General features: G+C 35.2%; 22 protein-coding genes and 4 pseudogenes. 25 read left to right on the top strand and 1 reads right to left on the bottom strand.

The genetic code is table 11. The annotated features are described in order from the left end of the window. Positions 1-46: 46 nt before the first annotated feature. Positions 47-229 (bottom strand): 4-oxalocrotonate tautomerase, encoded by a 183-nt coding sequence (locus ACESOD_RS01185; protein ID WP_001117401.1) that lies wholly within the window; start codon positions 227-229, stop codon positions 47-49. Between the two features lie 123 nt (positions 230-352). Between ACESOD_RS01185 and ACESOD_RS01180 the strand changes: the two genes are divergently transcribed. The 25 genes and pseudogenes from ACESOD_RS01180 to ACESOD_RS01060 all read left to right on the top strand — a co-directional run bounded on the left by ACESOD_RS01180 (position 353) and on the right by ACESOD_RS01060 (position 20,728). Continuing rightward, positions 353-943: a thymidine kinase gene (locus tag ACESOD_RS01180; RefSeq protein ID WP_373093512.1), complete on the top strand. Its 591-nt coding sequence runs from the start codon at positions 353-355 to the stop codon at positions 941-943. Next, a complete protein-coding gene (gene prfA / locus ACESOD_RS01175) occupies positions 940-2,019 on the top strand; it encodes a peptide chain release factor 1 (protein WP_001028810.1) in 1,080 nt (359 codons plus the stop codon). Before ACESOD_RS01180 ends, prfA begins: the two co-directional genes overlap by 4 nt. Then, complete coding sequence (gene prmC, locus ACESOD_RS01170; RefSeq protein WP_373093510.1) at positions 2,019-2,855, top strand: peptide chain release factor N(5)-glutamine methyltransferase; 837 nt, start codon at positions 2,019-2,021, stop codon at positions 2,853-2,855. Before prfA ends, prmC begins: the two co-directional genes overlap by 1 nt. Then, positions 2,839-3,441 (top strand): L-threonylcarbamoyladenylate synthase, encoded by a 603-nt coding sequence (locus tag ACESOD_RS01165; RefSeq protein WP_373093508.1) that lies wholly within the window; start codon positions 2,839-2,841, stop codon positions 3,439-3,441. Before prmC ends, ACESOD_RS01165 begins: the two co-directional genes overlap by 17 nt. A gap of 1 nt (position 3,442) precedes the next feature. Beyond that, positions 3,443-3,874 carry a GNAT family N-acetyltransferase gene (locus ACESOD_RS01160; RefSeq protein ID WP_373093506.1) on the top strand — a complete coding sequence of 144 codons (432 nt, stop codon included), beginning with the start codon at positions 3,443-3,445 and terminating at the stop codon, positions 3,872-3,874. 66 nt (positions 3,875-3,940) lie between these two features. Then, complete coding sequence (glyA, locus tag ACESOD_RS01155; RefSeq protein WP_373093505.1) at positions 3,941-5,197, top strand: serine hydroxymethyltransferase; 1,257 nt, start codon at positions 3,941-3,943, stop codon at positions 5,195-5,197. 7 nt (positions 5,198-5,204) lie between these two features. Further along, positions 5,205-6,179 carry a nucleoid-associated protein gene (locus ACESOD_RS01150; RefSeq protein ID WP_373093504.1) on the top strand — a complete coding sequence of 325 codons (975 nt, stop codon included), beginning with the start codon at positions 5,205-5,207 and terminating at the stop codon, positions 6,177-6,179. Further along, on the top strand, positions 6,179-6,781 hold the full coding sequence (locus tag ACESOD_RS01145) for a lysozyme family protein (protein WP_373093502.1): 603 nt from the start codon (positions 6,179-6,181) through the stop codon (positions 6,779-6,781). Before ACESOD_RS01150 ends, ACESOD_RS01145 begins: the two co-directional genes overlap by 1 nt. Before the next feature lie 82 nt (positions 6,782-6,863). Then, positions 6,864-7,838, top strand: coding sequence for a DUF1002 domain-containing protein (locus tag ACESOD_RS01140; RefSeq protein ID WP_001227374.1), 975 nt, complete (start codon positions 6,864-6,866; stop codon positions 7,836-7,838). A 74-nt stretch (positions 7,839-7,912) separates the two neighbouring features. After that, positions 7,913-9,274, top strand: coding sequence for a 23S rRNA (uracil(1939)-C(5))-methyltransferase RlmD (rlmD, locus tag ACESOD_RS01135; RefSeq protein ID WP_373093501.1), 1,362 nt, complete (start codon positions 7,913-7,915; stop codon positions 9,272-9,274). A gap of 283 nt (positions 9,275-9,557) precedes the next feature. Next, entirely contained in the window at positions 9,558-10,556 is a 999-nt protein-coding gene (locus ACESOD_RS01130; RefSeq protein WP_373093499.1) for a hypothetical protein, read from the top strand. After that, a pseudogene (locus ACESOD_RS01125) lies at positions 10,546-11,010 on the top strand (hypothetical protein); the annotation flags it as partial. The gene ACESOD_RS01130 and the pseudogene ACESOD_RS01125, both read left to right, overlap by 11 nt. 24 nt (positions 11,011-11,034) lie before the next feature. Next, the gene (locus tag ACESOD_RS01120) at positions 11,035-11,301 is read left to right on the top strand and encodes a hypothetical protein (protein ID WP_373094061.1); all 267 of its coding nucleotides are present in this window, start codon (positions 11,035-11,037) and stop codon (positions 11,299-11,301) included. Between the two features lie 111 nt (positions 11,302-11,412). After that, positions 11,413-11,553, top strand: coding sequence for a hypothetical protein (locus ACESOD_RS01115; RefSeq protein ID WP_373093497.1), 141 nt, complete (start codon positions 11,413-11,415; stop codon positions 11,551-11,553). A gap of 27 nt (positions 11,554-11,580) precedes the next feature. Beyond that, positions 11,581-11,769 (top strand): annotated as a pseudogene (locus ACESOD_RS01110) (hypothetical protein); the annotation flags it as partial. A gap of 6 nt (positions 11,770-11,775) precedes the next feature. Beyond that, positions 11,776-11,913: pseudogene (locus ACESOD_RS01105) on the top strand (ATP-grasp domain-containing protein); the annotation flags it as partial. Between the two features lie 132 nt (positions 11,914-12,045). Beyond that, positions 12,046-12,729, top strand: coding sequence for a hypothetical protein (locus tag ACESOD_RS01100; protein ID WP_373093495.1), 684 nt, complete (start codon positions 12,046-12,048; stop codon positions 12,727-12,729). Between the two features lie 327 nt (positions 12,730-13,056). Beyond that, the gene (locus ACESOD_RS01095; RefSeq protein ID WP_001127479.1) at positions 13,057-13,401 is read left to right on the top strand and encodes a hypothetical protein; all 345 of its coding nucleotides are present in this window, start codon (positions 13,057-13,059) and stop codon (positions 13,399-13,401) included. Positions 13,402-13,476: 75 nt separating this feature from the next. Continuing rightward, positions 13,477-14,760 carry a cellulose synthase gene (locus ACESOD_RS01090; RefSeq protein WP_373093493.1) on the top strand — a complete coding sequence of 428 codons (1,284 nt, stop codon included), beginning with the start codon at positions 13,477-13,479 and terminating at the stop codon, positions 14,758-14,760. 53 nt (positions 14,761-14,813) lie between these two features. After that, complete coding sequence (locus ACESOD_RS01085; protein WP_373093491.1) at positions 14,814-15,584, top strand: hypothetical protein; 771 nt, start codon at positions 14,814-14,816, stop codon at positions 15,582-15,584. A gap of 28 nt (positions 15,585-15,612) precedes the next feature. Further along, positions 15,613-16,230, top strand: a pseudogene (locus ACESOD_RS01080) (DNA alkylation repair protein). Between the two features lie 292 nt (positions 16,231-16,522). Next, positions 16,523-17,152 (top strand): TetR/AcrR family transcriptional regulator, encoded by a 630-nt coding sequence (locus tag ACESOD_RS01075; RefSeq protein WP_373093489.1) that lies wholly within the window; start codon positions 16,523-16,525, stop codon positions 17,150-17,152. Positions 17,153-17,429: 277 nt separating this feature from the next. Then, positions 17,430-18,170 carry a hypothetical protein gene (locus ACESOD_RS01070; RefSeq protein ID WP_373093487.1) on the top strand — a complete coding sequence of 247 codons (741 nt, stop codon included), beginning with the start codon at positions 17,430-17,432 and terminating at the stop codon, positions 18,168-18,170. A gap of 135 nt (positions 18,171-18,305) precedes the next feature. Then, positions 18,306-19,043, top strand: a complete 738-nt coding sequence (locus ACESOD_RS01065) for an ABC transporter ATP-binding protein (protein ID WP_301559569.1) — start codon at positions 18,306-18,308, stop codon at positions 19,041-19,043. 2 nt (positions 19,044-19,045) lie between these two features. Further along, the gene (locus ACESOD_RS01060) at positions 19,046-20,728 is read left to right on the top strand and encodes an ABC transporter ATP-binding protein (RefSeq protein WP_373093485.1); all 1,683 of its coding nucleotides are present in this window, start codon (positions 19,046-19,048) and stop codon (positions 20,726-20,728) included. Positions 20,729-20,882 lie beyond the last annotated feature (154 nt).

The following is a 20,882-nucleotide window of genomic DNA, read 5'->3' as shown; positions in this document are numbered from 1 at the left end:
AACGAATGGCACTTATAAAGAAAAGCCTAAGCAGATTGCTTAAGCTTTACTTAGTGCGCATTTCGCCTTGTGGGAAATAGGTTCCTTCAGGCATATCGTTGATAATGACATGAACAGCAGATTGAGGTGCACCAGTGTTGCGAACCACAGCCTCCGTTACTTCCTTGGCTAGGGCTTTCTTTTGCTCTAACGTGCGTCCTTCAAATAAATCGATGCGTACAAATGGCATAATTGCGTCCTCCACTAGTTATTTGATTTCTTCTATTTTACCACAATTTGCCATTTAAAGCTTTGAGAAAATATGGTATACTAGAATGTAGCAAAAATTTAGAAATGGACGTGAAATAGAAGCATGGCACAGTTGTATTATCGTTATGGGACCATGAACTCAGGAAAAACGATTGAGATTCTCAAGGTAGCCTATAACTATGAGGAGCAAGGAAAGGGAGTTGTGATTATGACTTCGGCTCTGGATACGCGTGACGGTGTTGGCTATGTTTCAAGTCGAATTGGGATGAAAAGACCAGCAGTTGCTATTGAGGAAACGACGGATATCTTTGGGTTCATCCGAGATTTACCTGAAAAGCCCTATTGTGTACTTGTCGATGAAGCCCAGTTTTTAAAGCGTCACCATGTTTACGACCTAGCTCGTGTTGTGGATGAGTTAGACATACCTGTCATGGCATTTGGTTTAAAAAATGATTTTCGCAACGAACTATTCGAAGGTTCAAAATATCTTCTGCTCTTAGCAGATAAGATTGACGAAATCAAGACCATTTGCCAGTATTGCAAGAAAAAAGCGACCATGGTGTTGCGTACGCAGAATGGTCTGCCAGTCTATGATGGTGAGCAGATCCAGATAGGTGGCAATGAAACCTATATTTCGGTTTGCCGTAAACATTATTTTGCCCCTGAAATCAATAAGGAGAATGAAGAAAAATGAACATCTATGATCAACTACAAGCTGTAGAAGACCGTTATGAAGAGTTGGGAGAATTGTTGAGCGACCCAGATGTGGTCTCTGATACCAAGCGTTTCATGGAGCTTTCAAAAGAGGAAGCTTCTACTCGTGATACCGTAACTGCCTACCGCGAATACAAACAAGTCCTTCAAAACATTATCGATGCCGAAGAGATGATTAAAGAATCAGGCGGAGATGCTGACTTGGAAGAAATGGCCAAACAAGAATTGAAAGATGCTAAGGCTGAAAAAGAAGAGTACGAAGAAAAACTGAAGATCTTGCTCCTTCCTAAAGATCCAAACGATGACAAGAACATCATCCTTGAAATCCGAGGAGCAGCTGGTGGTGATGAAGCAGCACTTTTCGCTGGTGATTTGCTAACCATGTACCAAAAGTACGCTGAAGCCCAAGGCTGGCGCTTTGAAGTCATGGAAGCCTCAATGAACGGTGTTGGTGGTTTCAAGGAAGTGGTTGCTATGGTTTCTGGTCAATCTGTTTACTCTAAACTCAAGTATGAGTCTGGTGCTCACCGTGTACAGCGTGTCCCTGTGACAGAAAGCCAAGGGCGTGTCCATACATCGACTGCAACAGTTCTTGTCATGCCTGAAGTCGAAGAAGTAGAATACGATATTGATCCTAAAGACCTTCGTGTCGATATCTACCACGCTTCTGGTGCTGGTGGACAGAACGTCAACAAGGTTGCGACTGCCGTTCGTATCGTTCACTTGCCAACCAATATCAAGGTTGAAATGCAGGAAGAACGTACCCAGCAAAAGAACCGTGAGAAGGCTATGAAGATTATCCGTGCGCGTGTTGCTGACCACTTTGCACAGATTGCCCAAGATGAGCAGGACGCAGAGCGTAAGTCTACTATCGGTACTGGTGACCGTTCAGAACGTATCCGTACTTATAACTTCCCACAAAACCGTGTGACAGACCACCGTATCGGCTTGACTCTTCAAAAACTTGATACTATCTTGTCTGGTAAACTCGATGAAGTTGTGGATGCCTTGGTTCTTTACGACCAAACGCAAAAATTGGAAGAATTAAACAAATAATGAAATTAGCTCAAATTTTTAAGGATTTTGAGGAAAAGTTGATAGCACAGGGAGAGGAAGCAGAAAGCCTCTCCTTTGTCTATCGTAGCCTGAAAAATCTATCTTTTACAGACTTCGTCTTTGCTCTTCAGCAAGAAATTTCAGAGGAAGAAAGACAGTTTGTAGAGGACATTTACAGGAAATTGGCAAATCATATACCCGCCCAGTATATTATCGGTCATGCTGAATTCTTTGGGATGCAGTTGAAAGTAGATAAGCGGGTCTTGATTCCTCGACCGGAGACAGAAGAGTTGGTGGAACTCATTTTGGCTGAGAATCCAAAGGAAAACCTCAAAGTCCTGGATATCGGAACAGGGAGTGGTGCTATCGCTCTTGCCTTATCTAAAAATAGAGCAGATTGGTCAGTCACAGCTGCTGATATTTCTCAGGATGCTTTGGATTTGGCGATGGAAAACGCTAATAATCAAGGTCTAACATTATCCTTTATTAAATCTGACTGTTTCTCCGAAATTTCTTCAAAATATGATATAATTGTATCCAATCCACCATACATTTCTCGAGCAGATGAGGAAGAAGTTGGTTTGAATGTTCTCCATTCAGAGCCACATTTAGCCCTCTTTGCAGATGAGGATGGTCTAGCGATCTATCGCAGAATTGCGGAAGAATCAAAGGACTATCTAAATGATGGTGGTAAGATTTATCTTGAAATTGGCTACAAACAAGGACAAAGCGTTCCAGCTCTTTTCAAGGAGAATTTTTCCGAGAAGAGAGTTCGAACGCTCAAAGACCAATTTGGCCAAGATAGGATGGTTGTCATTGATGATGGAGAAAATTAAGAAAGAGCTTGAAAAAGGTGGAGCTGTTGTTCTGCCGACAGAAACAGTTTATGGTCTTTTTGCCAAGGCGCTAGACGAAAAAGCAGTTGATCATGTCTATCAACTTAAACGTCGTCCAAGAGACAAAGCACTTAATCTCAATGTCGCAAGTTTAGACGATATCTTGAACTTTTCTAAGAATCAGCCAGCTTATCTCCAAAAACTGGTTGAAAGTTTTTTACCAGGCCCTTTGACCATTATCTTAGAAGCTAATGACAAGGTTCCCTACTGGGTCAATTCAGATTTGACGACTGTTGGATTTCGCATGCCGAGTCATCCTGTAACTCTGGAGTTGATTCGTGAATTTGGCCCCTTAATCGGACCTTCTGCCAATATCTCAGGTCAATCAAGTGGAGTAAATTTTCACAAGATTCTTCATGATTTTGACCAAGAGGTCTTGGGACTTGAAGACGATGCATTTTTAACAGGTCAGGATTCGACTATTTTAGACTTATCTGGCGATAAGGTGAAGATTCTACGTCAAGGAGCGATTACACGAGAAGATATCCTTGCCAAGATACCAACAATTCCTTTTGAGGAGGTATGAAATGCTACGTGATTTGAAAACAACAGATGTTGCATCTATTTGTGAGATTAATAAAGAAGCTTTAGGCTATTCGTTTAGTTTAGAGGAAACGGCTAGTCAACTAGCTAAGTTATCTCAAGACTCACATCACTACCTACTGGGTTTCGAGGATTCGACCAGCCATGACTTACTTGGTTATGTCCATGCCGAGGTTTATGAATCCCTTTATTCAAAACCAGGTTTTAATATCCTAGCTTTAGCTGTTTTGCCTCAAACACAGGGTCAGGGTATCGGAAAAACTTTACTCCAAGGCTTGGAACATGAAGCAAAAAAAAGAGGCTATAACTTTATTCGCTTAAATTCTGCAGACCATCGTTTAGGTGCGCATGCTTTCTATGAAAAAGTTGGTTATACCTGCGATAAGACGCAGAAACGGTTTATTCGCATTTTTTAGTTTGGATTTTATATTCTTGTTGTAAAAACAAACTAAAGACCTGTCACACTATAAAGGAGAAGACCTATGATTTTTGACAAAGATGATTTTAAAGCATATGATGCAGATCTCTGGAATGCTATTGCCAAAGAAGAGGAACGCCAACAAAACAATATTGAGCTAATCGCGTCTGAAAACGTCGTTTCTAAGGCTGTTATGGCTGCTCAAGGGTCTATCTTGACCAATAAATACGCCGAAGGATACCCAGGACGTCGTTATTACGGTGGGACTGACGTAGTAGACGTGGTAGAAACTCTGGCCATTGAACGCGCAAAAGAAATCTTCGGGGCAAAGTTTGCCAATGTCCAACCTCACTCAGGAAGTCAAGCCAACTGTGCAGCATACATGGCCTTGATTGAGCCAGGTGATACGGTCATGGGGATGGATTTGGCAGCAGGTGGGCACTTGACTCACGGAGCTCCTGTCAGCTTCTCTGGTCAGACCTACAACTTTGTTTCTTATAGCGTAGATCCAGAATCAGAGCTCTTGGACTTTGATGCTATCTTAAAACAAGCCCAAGAAGTAAAACCTAAACTCATCGTAGCTGGTGCTTCAGCCTATTCTCAAATTATCGACTTCTCAAAATTCCGTGAAATTGCTGATGCTGTCGGTGCTAAACTCATGGTTGATATGGCCCACATCGCTGGTCTTGTAGCTGCTGGTCTTCACCCAAGCCCAGTTCCATACGCTCATATCACTACAACAACGACCCACAAAACCCTTCGTGGGCCACGTGGTGGTTTGATTTTGACCAATGATGAAGACCTAGCTAAGAAAATCAATTCAGCTATTTTCCCAGGTATTCAAGGTGGACCTTTAGAGCACGTTGTTGCTGCTAAGGCTGTTGCCTTCAAAGAAGTTTTGGATCCAGCTTTCAAGGAATATGCTGTTAATGTCATCAAGAATAGCAAGGCTATGGCAGATGTCTTCTTGCAAGACCCTGATTTCCGTATCATCTCTGGAGGGACTGAAAACCATCTCTTCCTTGTTGATGTAACCAAGGTTGTAGAAAATGGAAAAGTTGCACAAAACTTGCTGGATGAAGTCAACATTACCCTAAATAAAAACTCAATCCCTTACGAAACCTTGTCACCATTCAAGACAAGTGGTATTCGTATCGGTGCAGCAGCAACAACTGCACGTGGTTTTGGTGAAGCAGAGAGCCGTAAAGTGGCTGAACTTATCATTAAAACCCTTAAGAATGCAGAAAATGAGGCTGTTTTAGAAGAAGTGAGAAGCGAAGTCAAAGCCTTGACAGATGCTTTCCCATTATACGAGGACTAAAATTTTTATGGACATTTATATTAAGAAAGCTATTATCCATCAGTTCAGTCCGGATGATACGGACTTGTTTCTAGCGGATAAATTTCTCAATATCACTCCAAAAATCGAAGAATACCTACGCAAGAAAATCGAACGTGTGTATTCAGATGAAGCCAAGACTGGGATTTTCGAAGAAGAAAATCCCTTCTTCAATCACATTACAGACGATTTATTGGAGACATCGGTGACACTGGCTAACCTCTGGAAAGAGGAATTCAGCATTTCCGAAAATCTTAAGACCAATGACTTAGTTTTTGTGCAATTTTCAAAAGAAGGAGTAGAGCATTTCGCTTTCTTGCGAATTGCCCTGCGTGAGACCTTGACTCACCTTGGAGGAGAGGTTGATAATCCAATCAAGCTGACTCAAAACAATCTTCCTGGATTTGGTACAGGGGCTGACGAAGCCTTGGTGGTCAATCTTCAAAGCCGAAAATATCACTTGATTGAGAAACGAATCAAGTATAACGGGACTTTTTTGAACTATTTTTCTGAGAATTTGATTCAGGCTCAGCCAAAGATTTCACCTAAGAAGTCAATCAAGGAGCTGGAAAAAACAGCTCAGAGAATTGCAGAGACATTCAACACAGACGATTTCCAGTTTCAATCTAAGGTCAAGTCTGCTATTTTCAACAATCTTGAAGAAAGCAATGAATTGTCTCCAGAAAAATTGGCCAATGACCTTTTTGACAACAATCTCACTGCACGTCTTAGCTTTATTGACCAAGTCAAGGAAGCAGTGCCAGAGCCAGTTCAGTTTGATGAAATCGATGCTAGTCGCCAATTAAAGAAATTTGAAAACCAAAAACTTTCCCTATCAAATGGTATTGAGTTAATTGTACCCAATAATATTTATCAAGATGCTGAGTCGGTCGAATTTATCCAAAATGACAACGGAACCTACTCTATCTTAATCAAAAACATCGAGGATATACAAAGCAAATAATGTTTAAATTTATAAGAAGGGTCTTGCTACTTGTTCTTGTATTATTTACTGGCTATAAACTTTTTCACATGTATCAGGATGTTAAGCAGGTCATGACTTATCAATCCTTGGTACGAGAGGTTCTAAGTGAGCAAGATACGCCAGCAAATGAAGAACTAGTCCTGGCCATGATTTATACCGAAACCAAAGGTAAAGAAAGTGACGTGATGCAGTCAAGTGAGTCTGCTAGCGGAACTACAAATACAATTTCTGACAATAGGAGTAGTATTCGTCAGGGAATTCAAACCTTGACAGAGAATCTTTATTTAGCACAAGAAAAGGGTGTAGATGTTTGGACTGCCGTACAGGCCTATAACTTTGGGCCTGCATATATTGATTTTATCGCCCAAAACGGGAAAGAAAATACCCTTGCACTAGCCAAGAAATACTCAAGAGATACCGTTGCTCCAACTTTAGGAAATACAACTGGAAAAACCTATCGCTACGTCAATCCAATTTCCATCTTTCAAGGTGGAGAACTCTATGTGGATGGTGGAAACTATTATTACTCTAGACAGGTTCAACTAAATCTCTACATTATTAAATTTTTTAATCTATTTTAAGCACTTAGAAAATTCTAGGTGCTTTTATAAGCTTTCTTTAAGGCTAATCGACTATCCTAGATAGGAAAAGGAGGAACGTCTCATGCGAAAGAAATTCTTTCTGACTAGTGCTGCAGTTCTTTTAGCAGTTGCAACTTTGCAAAGCGCTCAAGCAGCCACTGATGTTCAAAAAGTAATTGATGAAACTTATGTTCAACCTGAGTACGTCTTGGGTTCTTCTCTTACTGAAGATCAAAAAAATCAAACATTAAAAAAACTCGGCTATAACGCCTCTACAGATACCAAAGAACTCAAGACTATGACGCCAGATGTCTACTCAAAGATTATGAATGTCGCCAATGACTCTAGTCTCCAGCTCTATTCGTCTGCCAAAATTCAAAAATTAGGTGAAAAATCTCCACTTGAAGTGAAGATTGAAACCCCTGAAAATATCACTAAAGTGACCCAAGACATGTACCGTAATGCGGCCGTTACCTTGGGTGTCGAGCACGCACGTATCACAGTTGCAGCTCCAATTCCAGTTACTGGGGAAAGTGCCCTAGCAGGTATTTACTATTCACTAGAAGCTAATGGTGTTCAACTTCCTCAAGAAAATAAAGACCTAGCTCAGGAAGAACTAAAAGCCTTGTCAGACATCAACGATGAAAACAAGGATAAATCAGGCTATGATGCCAATAAACTCAATGTAGCCCTTGCCGATATCAAATCTGCTATCGCTAAAGCTAAAGAGTCCAAGGGTGAGCTTACTGAGGATGATGTTCGTAAGATCGTTGAAGATACATTGAAAAATTATAAGCTGGATCAGGTTATAACAGGAAACCAGATCAATGTCATCATCAACTTTGCCTTCAATCTTTCTAAGAGCGATATTTTGAATAACGAAGATTTTACAAAGACTCTAAAGGATTTGAAACAAAGTATCGTAGCGCAAGCAGGAGATAGTTTTAGCAATATCGACCTTAACTTTGATGCTAATAAAGCTATTCAAGACGGTGGCAATATCCTCAGTGCTATTTGGCAAGCCATTGTAAACTTTTTCAAGAGTTTTGGTGCTTAGGCTAATTCATGGTATAATAGATGGTAACAGAACAGTTGCCGTCTTTTTTTGTAGGCTGATAGAAAGTGAAAAATATGTTAAAGAAAAATGATATTGTAGAAGTAGAGATTGTCGATTTGACACATGAAGGAGCAGGTGTTGCCAAGGTAGATGGCTTGGTATTTTTTGTTGAGAATGCTCTACCGACTGAGAAGATCCTTATGCGTGTCCTTAAAGTCAACAAGAAGATTGGTTTTGGTAAAGTCGAGGAATACCTTACGCAATCACCACATCGCAACCAAGACTTAGATTTGGCTTACTTGCGTTCTGGAATCGCCGACCTAGGTCATCTAGCTTATCCAGAGCAACTCAAGTTTAAAACCAAGCAAGTGAAAGACAGTCTTTATAAGATTGCTGGAATTTCAGATGTAGAGGTTGCTGATACTCTTGGTATGGAAAATCCTATCAAGTATCGTAACAAGGCTCAGGTTCCTGTTCGTCGCGTTAATGGTGTTTTAGAAACTGGTTTTTTCCGTAAAAATTCTCATGACCTTATGCCATTGGAAGATTTTTACATTCAGGATCCAGTTATTGACCAAGTGGTCTTGGCTCTTCGTGATTTGCTTCGTCGATATGATTTGAAGCCTTATGATGAGAAGGAACAGTCAGGCTTGATTCGTAACCTTGTTGTACGTCGTGGACACCATTCAGGACAAATCATGGTTATTTTGGTGACAACTCGTCCTAAAGTTTTCCGAGTTGAACAGGTAATTGAACAACTGATCAAGCAATTTCCAGAAATTGTGTCTGTTATGCAGAATATCAATGACCAGAATACTAATGCAATTTTTGGGAAAGAATGGCATACACTTTATGGTCAAGACTACATTACCGACCAAATGTTGGGCAATGATTTCCAAATCTCTGGACCAGCCTTTTATCAAGTTAATACTGAAATGGCAGAGAAGCTTTATCAAACAGCCATTGACTTTGCGGAGTTAAGAGCAGAGGATGTGGTCATTGATGCCTACTCAGGAATTGGGACCATTGGACTATCTGTCGCTAAACATGTCAAGGAAGTTTATGGCGTAGAGGTTATCTCAGAAGCAGTAGAGAATAGCCAGAAGAATGCTGCCTTAAACAGTATCACCAATGCTCACTATGTCTGTGATACTGCTGAAAATGCCATGAAGAATTGGCTCAAGGAGGGTATCCAACCAACTGCCATCCTAGTCGACCCACCACGCAAGGGCTTGACTGAAAGCTTTATCAAAGCAAGCGCTCAAACAGGAGCTGACCGTATCGCCTATATCTCATGCAATGTGGCTACTATGGCGCGTGATATCAAACTCTACCAAGAGCTAGGATACGAATTGAAGAAAGTCCAGCCAGTGGATCTTTTTCCGCAGACGCACCACGTGGAGTGTGTAGTGTTGCTACAACGACTAAAAGGGTGAAAATTCTTGATTTTAAGCACTTTTTCAAGCATTTTGTCTTTATTGAAAAGAGTGATTTTGACATAAAAAAGGTGCAAAAAAAAACATTGATGTGAACGTCTGTTTGAATGTCGACTGCGTAGACAAAAAATAGATACGTCAGTAATAAATGAATCCAGCGAGAACATTTTGATAAGTGTTCTCGCTTTTTTTATCTTTTGTAAGTCACTTTTTGTTATCAAAAAACTTGCATTTTATCATTTAAAATGATAAAATACGTACAAAATGATAAAAAGGAAAAACAATGAATGTTCAAAAGATAATTTCTATTTTTCAATCGTTTTATATTAATGTAAGTGTTGAAAAAATAGCTTTAACTTTACCAATTAGTTTTGAAAAAAGATTTCAATATGCTCAAATGAAGTTTCATAAGGAGTCATTTTTATTGATTAAAGAAAAGAGAAGAGGAAGTTTAGACTCATTTGTTACTCAAGCTCGTAATATGGGTGAAAAGGCTAGCATGGACGTTATTTTGGTATTTTCAAAGCTATCTGACATTGAAAAAAAACAACTCCTTCAAGCTAGAGTTCCTTTTGTAGACTTCAAGGGAAATCTCTTTTTTCCTCCATTGGGATTAGTATTGAATGCTAATGATGATGTTGTAGCATCTAAAGAATTAACACCTAGTGAACAATTAACTTGGATTGCCTTTTTATTGACAAAAGGTCAAAAAGAAGTAGATGTTGATATGCTTTCACAGGTAACTGGGCTTCCAAACTCAACGATTTATAGATGTTTGAGGACTTTTAAAACTTTAGATTGGTTAAATAAGCCAAATAAACTTTACACTTATACAGCATCAAAGAAAGAATTATTCTTAAAATCAGAGTCCTATTTATTTAATCCCATCAAAAAACGGCTCTTATTGCCCAATGTAGATCTAGAGAATATAAAATCTGCTTCTAGGCTTCTATACGGTGGTACTTATGCTTTATCTTATTTGACTTTTTTAGCTGAATCGTATGAAAATAGTAGCTATGTCATATCACAGAGACAATTCAATAAATTATCCTTGCCATTATCTCAGCATGTTTTAGAAGGCAAGGTATTAGAAATATGGCGATATCGCCCTTTTGTATCTGAATTTTGGAACGATTTTAAAGAAAATAAAGATAGACAGTTTGTAGATCCTATTTCTCTTTATTTGACCTTAAAAGATGATGATGATCCACGTGTGGAGGAAGAGATTGAAGCACTAAAAAATAATATATTACAGTATCTAGGAGAAGATGATGTCAGCTAATACGAAAGCTATTTTTCAAGAAATGTTTGAGAATTTTCAAGACTATTATGTTTTGATTGGAGGGACTGCAACATCTATTGTATTGGACTCGCAAGGATTTAAAAGTCGGACAACAAAAGATTATGATATGGTCATCATAGATGAATTAAAAAATAAGGAATTTTATGATACCTTGAATCACTTTTTAGAATTGGGAGAATATCAAGGAAGTCAGAAGGATGAAAAAGCACAGCTATTTCGATTTACAACAAATAAACCTGAGTTTCCTTCTATGATTGAACTATTTAGCATTTTACCAGAATACCCATTAAAGAAGGAGGGGAGAGAAACACCCTTACATTTTGATGAAGATGCTAGTTTGTCGGCCTTATTATTGGATAAGGATTATTATAATATATTGGTGCATGAAAAAGAATCCATTCAGGGATACTCGGTTTTAAGTAATCGTGGTTTAATTATTTTCAAGGCTAAAGCTTGGTTGGATACGAGAGAACGCTCTGCCACAGGTACTCAAGGTTTAAGTAAAGCCATTAAAAAACATTTGAACGACATTACTCGATTAACAGCTTTATTAGTAGGGAGTGAAAAGCTATCAAATATAACCTCTAGTGACACGGTGAAAGCAGATATGAACCGTTTTGTGATAGAACTTGAGTCTGTGATATCAACTATTCCTCAAAATGATGATATTTTATTGAATCGGAATGAAGTTTTTGAAATTTTGAAAGATTTTTTAGATAGTTAAAATAATTGTAGTAACATAGGTATATTGGAATGTGGCATACTTGTTTATGTCTGGGAGGACTGATGCGTCAGTTCTCCCGTTTTTTATATTCAAGTCTCTTGATTTTGTTCAGTGGCGATTGGAACACTGATGATCGCAGTTGTTGGTCTAGGTGGACAACTTGTTCATGCAGATGAGGTTGTGAGAACTGAAAATCCTGCCACCAATCTTATCCAAGCAAAGCCAGCTGATAGTGCTGAACACATAAACTAAGCCAAATTAAGTGGTCAGGCAAGTGGCGAATTGCCCTTTACCGTTCTAGACGAGGAATTAGATAAAGTAGAACAAGTAGCTAAGGCTGAAGGCGTTCAAGTTGTCACAGATAAGGAAGTCAATCTGGCTACAAAAACAGCAGTGGAAACAAGCATCGCTCTTTCCAAAGAACAGACTGACTCTGATAAGCAGGTCTCGGAAGTTAAGAAAGCGACAGCTGATTATGCATTGGGAAATTATGGCCTATCTCCTTTAAAATCAATCAAATTTAACAAGGCTAGATGGAAAGAAATGGTAAAACCTTATTTTGAAAAAAACGATGTTTTTACCATGCCTGAAAATGAAAATATAAGTTTTTAAAAGAAACAGAAGTAAATCTGTGTGTAACTGCAACAAGTAAGTTGCAGTTATTTGTTTTGAATAATGATATAATAGGTTAAAACAATAATGAAAACGCTATATATTTGAAAATTGATTAGGAAAGCAGGAAGTATGGAAACAATAGATATGATTATTAAATCATCAACTGAATTTTATAACGATTTAAAAGCTGATGAACATGACAGATATCGTTCATGGGAACATTGCTATTCACATTTTATGATAGCTCGAAAAGAGAATGATGTGAATCTTGATTACCTGAGTTTACAACTTGCATTTTATTTGGCAAGTTGGGGGATGTATCGAGGTTCTTCATTTCTATTACAAAAGGATTATAGAGTACACATCCCTGTTGTGAGTGAGATTTTAAGCAACAAATATGATACTCTAGCAGGAATAGAATGTAAAGATTTTAAAAATGAAACTAACCAAAAATTGCTAAAGGAAATAAATGAATTTATTGCTAATTATTATGATGAAATCAGGCGTGAAGTGAGAGGTTCAGCACTAAAAAACAACTTATCAGAAACACTAATCACAAAGATACTGATGGGCACACTCGGTTGTGTTCCGGCATATGATAGATATTTTGTTTCTGGGATAAGATCACGAAAGATTGCAAGTGGAACCTATAACATTAAATCTATTTTACAACTAGTAGATTTTTATGAAAAAAACATAGAACAGTTAGATTCAGTTCAAAAGAATTTTATTGTTGCTGATATGCTATATCCTCAAATGAAAATACTTGATATGGGATTTTGGCAGATTGGTTTTGACCTAGATAGTAAATAACTATTTACGACTATATCTGGAATTGATAAATGGATTTACTTTTAAATGGTGTGTTTAACCTTACAGAAAAAGTAAAGAACAATAGTAAAAGGTAATTTACCGAAAAAGATTTATGGAATTCATAGAAAACATCGTAACTATGAATTTGAAGAGATTGTTTTTGATTGAGAATCATTTTTCAATGAATAGCTTTTAGATAATTAGCTTTTAGAGTATGGTATGCTACATATTAATTTTATTATTAGGGAAAGTGACTAGATAGCATCGTATTAATCTATTTTTACATAGATGATATTGCATTTTGTATTATAACAAAGGAGTACTAACATGCCGAAATATACCGACGAAGATATTAGAAAATTAAATAAAATCACATTAAAAATTGCTGGTGATTATTTAGGTATAAGTTCACAGGCAGTTGCTATAGGTCTTAGAAATAATCTTCTTCCAATTGGTTTTGCTATTCATAACGAAGAAAGAGACAGACGTTTCACTGAGAGTTGGTCATATCATATTATCGCTGAAAGAATGATATCTTACAACCACGGAAAACTATCAGAGATTCGTGTTGAGAATATTGAAACTAGTTTAGATAAAATTATAGAGGAATTTAACGGTTTAAAACAAGATTTACTTTTTATATTAAGCGAAAATGCAGAAGTGAAGAATTAGAAGTCTTTGAATTTGCATTTTCGCTTGGTAAATATAAAAACGGTGATGTAAAATATAAGGATAAAGGTGTTTCAAATGAAGATGATAAAGACCTTTTCTAGAGAAGAACTCTATGAAGAAATCTGGGAGATAAGTGCAAAACAAGTTGCATTGAAATATGATTTAAGCTATTCAGACTTACTCAAGAAATGCAAAGAATTTGAAATTCCAATTCCAAATGGTAGTTATTGGTATCGTAAGAATACTGGACAAGATTTAAGTGAACTTATTATTTCATTACCACAAAATGACGTAAATGAAGTACATATTGATAGAAAAAGTCTAAAGAACAATAGAATAAAACCTAGTAAACATAAAGAAGAGAGTTCGGAAGATAAAAATAAAGATATTTTTAAGCTTGATACAACTAGTATAAGAAGTTCATTATCATTTTTAGAGGACGATAAAATAGAGCTTATTATCGAAGCCGTTTCAAACCTAAACCAGTCTTCAAATAAGAGATTACATAAATCTGTAGCTAATCTAAGAGATAAAATCGCAGAGTGGAATAAGAGGGAAAAAGCTGCTTCCTATCCTTACTTTGATTCTAGACACAGATATAATAATTTGAAAGAACCTAAATTTGTAAAAAGTATTTCACTAAATTCTCTTCCACGTTTATATCGCTTTTTAGATTCACTAGTTACTGTTATTGAAAAAATCGGTGATAATGTAACTTCAAATTGGGATATTCAAATTGAAAAGGATATTGTTCGTTTTGAAGTTATAGAATCAACAGACAAAGTAAGTCATGAATTAACAAAAGAAGAAGCTAAAGAACTAGCAGAGTACAATGATAGCGTTAAGTTTAATAGATATGCTTTTAAACCAAGAATAAAGAGGTATGACTATATTCCAAATGGAAAATTTCGATTTAAGATAATAGATGGTAAATACATTAAAGATACTAAAGAATTCACACTTGAACAATCAATCCCAGAAATAATCGTTTTAATTTACCAAGAGTATTATAAAGTTAAGAACTTACGACTTGAACGTGAAGAGAGAGCAAGACAATACGAAGAGGAGCAGGAGCGAAAAAGAAAATTACAAAATAGAATCGAAGAAGAGAAGAAGCGGACAATGTCTCTTCTGAATATGCTAGAAGATTTTCAAACAGCAAATGATTTAAGACTGATGGCTGATAAACTGGAGATAGTAGGGAAACTTAGTAAAGAGGAAATTGATTGGATTAGATCCAAAGCTGACTGGATCGACCCAATAGTTTCTTCAACAGACGAATTATTAGGAATCAGAAATCATGAAAATTCTAGAGAACAAAAAGAACAATATCTAAGTGAGAAAAGGTACTACTGGTAACTTTATTTTTCTTATGTTTTATAAAGACAATTGTAAATAAAGGAGTTTTAATTATGACAACTAGTCTAGAAAATAATGAGTTTATAGATAAAACAAAAGTTGGTTTAGATTTAGATGAAGATGATCCAAGACTTGGAGTTAGAGGCTTTGAATTTGATAACTCAACATCTGAAAAAGATTGTGTTTTGGTTATTGGTCTAAATCCTGCAGGAAATGATGACGATGCAAACAATGAGAAAAATAACAGGACATATCTGTATAGTTTGAAAAACAGCATTAAAAGTAATTATGTTTATAATAAATACTATAAACCTATTTATGATTTAATGAATGATATTTTTGATAATAAAGCTAAATGGCATTGGTGTAATAAATCATGGGATATTTTGAGTAAAGAAATAGAACATTCTGAGGACAAAGATTTTTTAGATATGATACATGAAGAGTATTTAAATCACCAAAATAGTAAAGTAACAATCTATATTGGAGATATGTTCTACTATCATCAAACAAGTTCTAAAAAACTTCCACTAATAAAATCAAAATCTTACCCTGAATACTGCAAAAAAATGTTGGAACTTCACATTGAGTCTCTTATAGAAGCTGATAAAAGTATAAAATTTGTATACATAAATAATTCACAAGTTTCTCAATGGTTGTGTGATGGTGCTATAAAGACATTTACAGTTTTCGGAGATAGGAAAATTCCTGTTTTCTTTGGTGGAATGCTTTCAGGTGGTAGAATGGATTTATTTTCAAAGAAAAGATTAGTTCATGAGATAAAAAATTATTTAAAAAGGATTGAATCGAAAATAGAAAAATAATTAAAATTCAGTGACAGGGGCAAGTAGCATGAAAGAATATATTTTAAATTTAGAAAAAGAATTTTCTGTAATTGAAAATGGATTTAAAGAAGAAGAGAAAAGAGCTCTTGCTGACTATCAATCAAACGATAATGCGTATACCAAAGAATTAGCATTTTTAGCCTTCAAATCCAATGTATATCAAGTTAGAATGTACAGTGTATTTCTCTTTGGATATTTGTCATCGTATGAAGAAATTTTGATCTTCATGAGGGATGAGGTTTCAAAGGATGACAATTAGAGAGTTCAAGAAGTATTAGCAAAAGCATTTGATGAATTTTGTAAGCAAACAGGTTATGAAAAATCACTTCCGGTTATTGACGAATGGTTACAAAACACTAATCCAAACGTTAGAAGAGCTGTTACAGAAGGTTTGAGAATATGGACGAGTAGACCATATTTCAAGGATAATCCAGATGAAGCTATTAAACGAATTGCAGCATTAAAAGATGATTCCAGTGAATATGTTAGAAAATCAGTTGGTAATTCTTTGAGGGATATTAGCAAAAAATTTCCAGAGTTGATTAAAAAAGAACTTGGTAGTTGGGACGTTAGGAGTAAAGAGACTCAACAAGTTTACAAGTTAGCAAGTAAATTTATTAAATGATAGTTATTAACTATAAAGTTGAGAAAATGGTAACTATAAAATATTTTCATTCTATAGTATAATTTTAAACAACAACTCAGTCACTTTCGTTCTATAATATAGAAGTTTGCTATCACGACATGTTGAGTGTGTAGCTTTGCTGGTAAAAGCCTAGAAACCTTGTAACGAAAGGGGTTAAGAAAAGCCTTGATTATAAGGCTTTTTTTGCATTTTCCAATAAAGAACTTGACATTATTAGTTTCTTTCACTACAATGGAAGTACATACCGTCGGTATGATAGAAAGGGACTTAAATGGCAAGGAATAGAAACTCACATGAAACTAGAAAAAAAATACTAGAGGTCTCTAAAAACTTATTTTTAGAAAAAGGATTTGATAATACGTCAATACAAGATATCATAGATGGCTTAGGTGGATTAACGAAAGGTGTCATTTATCATCATTTTGAGTCCAAATATGATATACTGCAAACGATCATTAGCGAAAATAATCAAGAAATTTTAAATTATAATTGGAGAGGAAATACTGGATTAGAAAAGATACAAAATTCTTTGATGGACTCTTTCTCTAATTTTGAACACCAAAGGCTCGTATACTCTGCCTCAATCATGCTAAGAAGTCCACGTTTGTTAGGGGAGCAGTATCTAGGTCTATTTTCTGATTTTTTACCCGAAATTACAGAAAAAGTTTACGAAGGAGTTGAAGATGGGTCTATTAAAACAGAATATCCAGAAGAGCTAGCAGATTTAATTGTTTTAACTCTAAATATTTGGATCGGTTTTCAAATTTCTGTTTTTTCATTAGTAGAATTAAAGCGAAAAATGAATTTCATTAAACTTACTTTTGAAGGTCTAGGGGTACAGTTAATTTCTGATGAAATGATGGAGGTGATTTTCAACTTATTCGATCACTTAAAAAAATAGTAAATAAGTCATCGCATGACATTTTTGTTAATACTCATTTCTATTTATGTATTATCAATTGAATGAATTATCTTACATAATTTATAATTAAAAAATAACATACTTTAAGTGTGTTATTAAAAATCTATTTTACATACCGTAGGTATGTTTGTTTTTAGTGTATACATACCGATAGTATGTATAGTGGCATTGTCTGAAGAATAAGCTTATTTTTAAATATTTGTCGAGATTAGTCTGAATAGTTTATTCTTTATTTACGCTTTGGAGGAAAGAATCTATGTTGTCGCTTATTAAAATTGAATTAAATAAAGTTTCTAAATCTAAATTATTTTTAGCCTGGTTGTGTACTATATTTATAGTGTTAGGTATTACAGCAATTATTATTATGGGATTAGGTACTGACAATAAACTAGGAGAATTCACTGGACAGGATTCTAATGTTATTAGAGTTACTGGTAAATGGGAAGGTTGGGCAATTGTAGCTTCATTGTTTTCATCTTTATTTACAAAAGCAGCATTTTTGATTTTCGAATCTTATTTATTGTCTACGATTATTATTGATGAATTTAAACGAAGAACAATTTTTCAGTTGTTTTCTTACCCTATTTCTAAAATAAAGTTACTATGGGGGAAAATTCTTTCAGTCATTCTAATAGCATTTATTGCCCATTTTTCTGCACATTTAGTGATTCAATTATTCATTAGATTCATGGCTGTTGTAACTGAATCTAGTTATATCCCTGTAGCTAGTCAATTAATTAACTTAGCTGGAATAACGTTTGCAACAGTACTAATAGGGTTACTACCATTTGTTTTAGGTATGATTAAGCATTCAACAGCTATAACAATGCTTTCAGGACTTGGTTTAGCAGCATTACTTTCAAATGTAAGTCCAGGAAGTTTATCTAATAATATTGCTGATATTTTATTCTTTTTGATATTTACAAGTTTCATAAGTTTAATGATTACTTCATTTTCAATTTTTAATATTTCAAGACAAGATATTAGTATCAAGTAGCATACCTGAGTTTTTTTGAAGGAAAGTGATAATTCCTTGATGATTTCTATAAAAAAAGAGACTGTATAAGTTAGTATTTATGCTCCGGGAGAAAAATTCTTGCATTTAAAGCTGGATATAGAAAGAGAGATAGAAATGAGAAATATTGTTGAAATAAAAGAAGTTTTTAAAACAATTGATAAAGAAGAAATTTTAAGTGGTATTAACCTTCAAATTGCTGAAGGAGAAATCTATGGTTTTTTAGGACCGAATGGTGCTGGAAAAACAACGTTAATGAAATGTATGTTATCCTTATCAACAATTACATCAGGTAGTATTGAAATTTTTGGGAAAAATCTACAAGAAAACAGAGAAGAAATCCTAAGTCAGATTGGAAGTATTATTGAATCACCAATTTTTTATGATAATTGCACTGCAAAAGAAATTTTGGAAATTCACGCACAGTATATGGGGAAAAATATTACTGAATCAGATATAATAAGATCTTTAAGAATGGTCGGATTAAAGAATACGACTAAAAAAGTAAAAGATTTTTCTTTAGGAATGAGGCAAAGGCTTGGTTTAGCTCGTGCTTTTCTAACAAAACCTAAATTGTTGATTTTAGATGAGCCAATCAATGGTCTAGATCCAATAGGAATTCAAGAAATTCGAAATCTTTTGTTGTCGCTTTCTAAGGAGCATGGAATTACAATACTAATATCGAGTCATATATTATCGGAAATTTCACAGATAGCAGATAAAATTGGTTTTATCAAAAATGGAGAAATTGTAGAACAGGTCTCTATGAAAGAGATTAGGAGAGAGAATATTAACTTAGAAGAATATTTTATGTCTCATTTTCTAAATGAAATTAAGAATTATGAGGTAGATTAAGGATGAAACAATTGATAAAGAATCATCAGAAGGCTTTTTATGCTTTCATGATATTTAATATACTGGTCCCTTTAACTAATATTGCTTTTGCTTATTCTATTAAAGGTATTATTGATAGTGGTATGTCCCAAAATGAAGATGCCTTAACTCAAGCGGTACTAGTAGGAGCTAGTGTTATTTTCATATATGCAGGACTTAACTTTATATCTCTTCGATTGAGAAATAAACTTGTTAGGCAAATCATGTCAAGATACAAAAACAAGGTGTTCCAATCTATTTTAGATAGGGATTATAGAGACTTTTCTAAAGAAAAATCAGGGAAGTTTATTTCTGTATTAACCGAAAATATGAAGAAAATCGAGCAAGATTATCTACACCAGTATTTTAATATTTCAAAAAACCTTTCCTTAATGATTTTTTCACTCCTAGCTATGTTTATAGGTAATTGGTTTTTAACCTTATTAGTAATCATTGCTAGCATTATTCCAATGATGATATCAGGATTTATTGGACAAAAATCAGCTTCACTTCAAAAAAGAGCTATGATTGCCGATCAGAAGTATTTAGCTAAGGTTAAAGATATTTTAGCAGGATTTCTGGTTATTAAAAGTTTTAATGTAAAAGATGCTATCTGTGAGGATTATAGTCATGAAAGTGAAAAATTTGATGAAATAAATTTTATAAAAGGGAAATTTGATGTTTTAGCTAATGTTATTTCACAGCTTTCAGGGATGATTGTTTTTTTGGTAGCTTTTGGTGGAGGGATGTATCTCGTATTTAATGGCTATACCACAATTGGGAGTGTAACAGCTATTGTTCAACTAGTCAATTTTGTAGTAATGCCACTAAATGAAATTGGTATGGGAATGAGTAAATTCCGTGAAGGTCAGGCAACACTAGATGCATTTGAGGTAAAAGATGTAACCGAACTTCAGACTGGTGAAACGAAAGAATATTTCGATGATGTTATTTCTTTTTCAAATATAGACTTTTCTTACCCTAATGCTGAAGAAAAAATTTTTAATCATTTATCTTTGAAGATTAAAAAAGGAGAAAAAATTGCAATTGTAGGAATGTCAGGGAGTGGGAAATCAACTTTGCTCAATCTATTACTACGTTTTTACGATGTAACAAGTGGGCACATCTCCATTGATAATATAGATTTGCAAGCTATTTCAGCAGGGAGCCTTTATAACTTAATGACGATTGTTCAACAAGACGTTTATATCTTTGATGATACTTTAAGAGCAAATATTACTCTTAATCAATTCTTCACTGATGAGGAAATTAAGAAAGCTGTACAGCAGTCAGGTTTAGAAAGTTATGTTTTAGAAAATGAATCTGGTCTACAAGCTTTATGTGGAGAGAATGGATCAAATTTATCTGGCGGACAAAAACAAAGAGTTAGTATTGCGCGTGCTTTGATTCGAAAAACACCAATCTTATTATTGGACGAGGCAACCTCATCTTTGGATAATCAAGTAACTACTGAAATTGAAAGTTCAATCTTGGATATTCAAAATTTGACTGCACTTGTAGTAACCCACAAGTTGAATGAAAACATTTTGAAAAGATACGATAGAATTCTCTTTATGAAAGCAGGCGTCATTGTTGAAGATGGTTCTTTTTGTGACTTGATGGATAGGAGAGGTGAGTTTTATAAGTTGTTTGAGTTGAGTGTGTAATTCTCTTTCATTTTATAGTATAATTTTATAAAACACACTATCCCTTTCGTTCTATAATATAGAAGTTTGCTAACACCACATGTTGAGGCAGTATCACGGCTTGTACGAGCTGAGGCATCAGCGAAGTAGAAGCAGATGTTCTGCCCATGGGATA

Origin of the sequence: Streptococcus oralis (genome assembly GCF_964238205.1) — a bacterium.
Classification (GTDB): domain Bacteria; phylum Bacillota; class Bacilli; order Lactobacillales; family Streptococcaceae; genus Streptococcus; species Streptococcus oralis_CZ.
This window is presented reverse-complemented; position numbering and strand designations above follow the sequence as displayed.

Bases quoted from the DNA above. Each gene is read 5' to 3' on its own strand.
- ACESOD_RS01185 (WP_001117401.1), bottom strand. From the start codon at position 229: ATGCCATTTGTACGCATCGATTTATTTGAAGGACGCACGTTAGAGCAA.
- ACESOD_RS01180 (WP_373093512.1), top strand. From the start codon at position 353: ATGGCACAGTTGTATTATCGTTATGGGACCATGAACTCAGGAAAAACG.
- prfA (WP_001028810.1), top strand. From the start codon at position 940: ATGAACATCTATGATCAACTACAAGCTGTAGAAGACCGTTATGAAGAG.
- prmC (WP_373093510.1), top strand. From the start codon at position 2,019: ATGAAATTAGCTCAAATTTTTAAGGATTTTGAGGAAAAGTTGATAGCA.
- ACESOD_RS01165 (WP_373093508.1), top strand. From the start codon at position 2,839: ATGATGGAGAAAATTAAGAAAGAGCTTGAAAAAGGTGGAGCTGTTGTT.
- ACESOD_RS01160 (WP_373093506.1), top strand. From the start codon at position 3,443: ATGCTACGTGATTTGAAAACAACAGATGTTGCATCTATTTGTGAGATT.
- glyA (WP_373093505.1), top strand. From the start codon at position 3,941: ATGATTTTTGACAAAGATGATTTTAAAGCATATGATGCAGATCTCTGG.
- ACESOD_RS01150 (WP_373093504.1), top strand. From the start codon at position 5,205: ATGGACATTTATATTAAGAAAGCTATTATCCATCAGTTCAGTCCGGAT.
- ACESOD_RS01145 (WP_373093502.1), top strand. From the start codon at position 6,179: ATGTTTAAATTTATAAGAAGGGTCTTGCTACTTGTTCTTGTATTATTT.
- ACESOD_RS01140 (WP_001227374.1), top strand. From the start codon at position 6,864: ATGCGAAAGAAATTCTTTCTGACTAGTGCTGCAGTTCTTTTAGCAGTT.
- rlmD (WP_373093501.1), top strand. From the start codon at position 7,913: ATGTTAAAGAAAAATGATATTGTAGAAGTAGAGATTGTCGATTTGACA.
- ACESOD_RS01130 (WP_373093499.1), top strand. From the start codon at position 9,558: ATGAATGTTCAAAAGATAATTTCTATTTTTCAATCGTTTTATATTAAT.
- ACESOD_RS01100 (WP_373093495.1), top strand. From the start codon at position 12,046: ATGGAAACAATAGATATGATTATTAAATCATCAACTGAATTTTATAAC.
- ACESOD_RS01095 (WP_001127479.1), top strand. From the start codon at position 13,057: ATGCCGAAATATACCGACGAAGATATTAGAAAATTAAATAAAATCACA.
- ACESOD_RS01090 (WP_373093493.1), top strand. From the start codon at position 13,477: ATGAAGATGATAAAGACCTTTTCTAGAGAAGAACTCTATGAAGAAATC.
- ACESOD_RS01085 (WP_373093491.1), top strand. From the start codon at position 14,814: ATGACAACTAGTCTAGAAAATAATGAGTTTATAGATAAAACAAAAGTT.
- ACESOD_RS01075 (WP_373093489.1), top strand. From the start codon at position 16,523: ATGGCAAGGAATAGAAACTCACATGAAACTAGAAAAAAAATACTAGAG.
- ACESOD_RS01070 (WP_373093487.1), top strand. From the start codon at position 17,430: ATGTTGTCGCTTATTAAAATTGAATTAAATAAAGTTTCTAAATCTAAA.
- ACESOD_RS01065 (WP_301559569.1), top strand. From the start codon at position 18,306: ATGAGAAATATTGTTGAAATAAAAGAAGTTTTTAAAACAATTGATAAA.
- ACESOD_RS01060 (WP_373093485.1), top strand. From the start codon at position 19,046: ATGAAACAATTGATAAAGAATCATCAGAAGGCTTTTTATGCTTTCATG.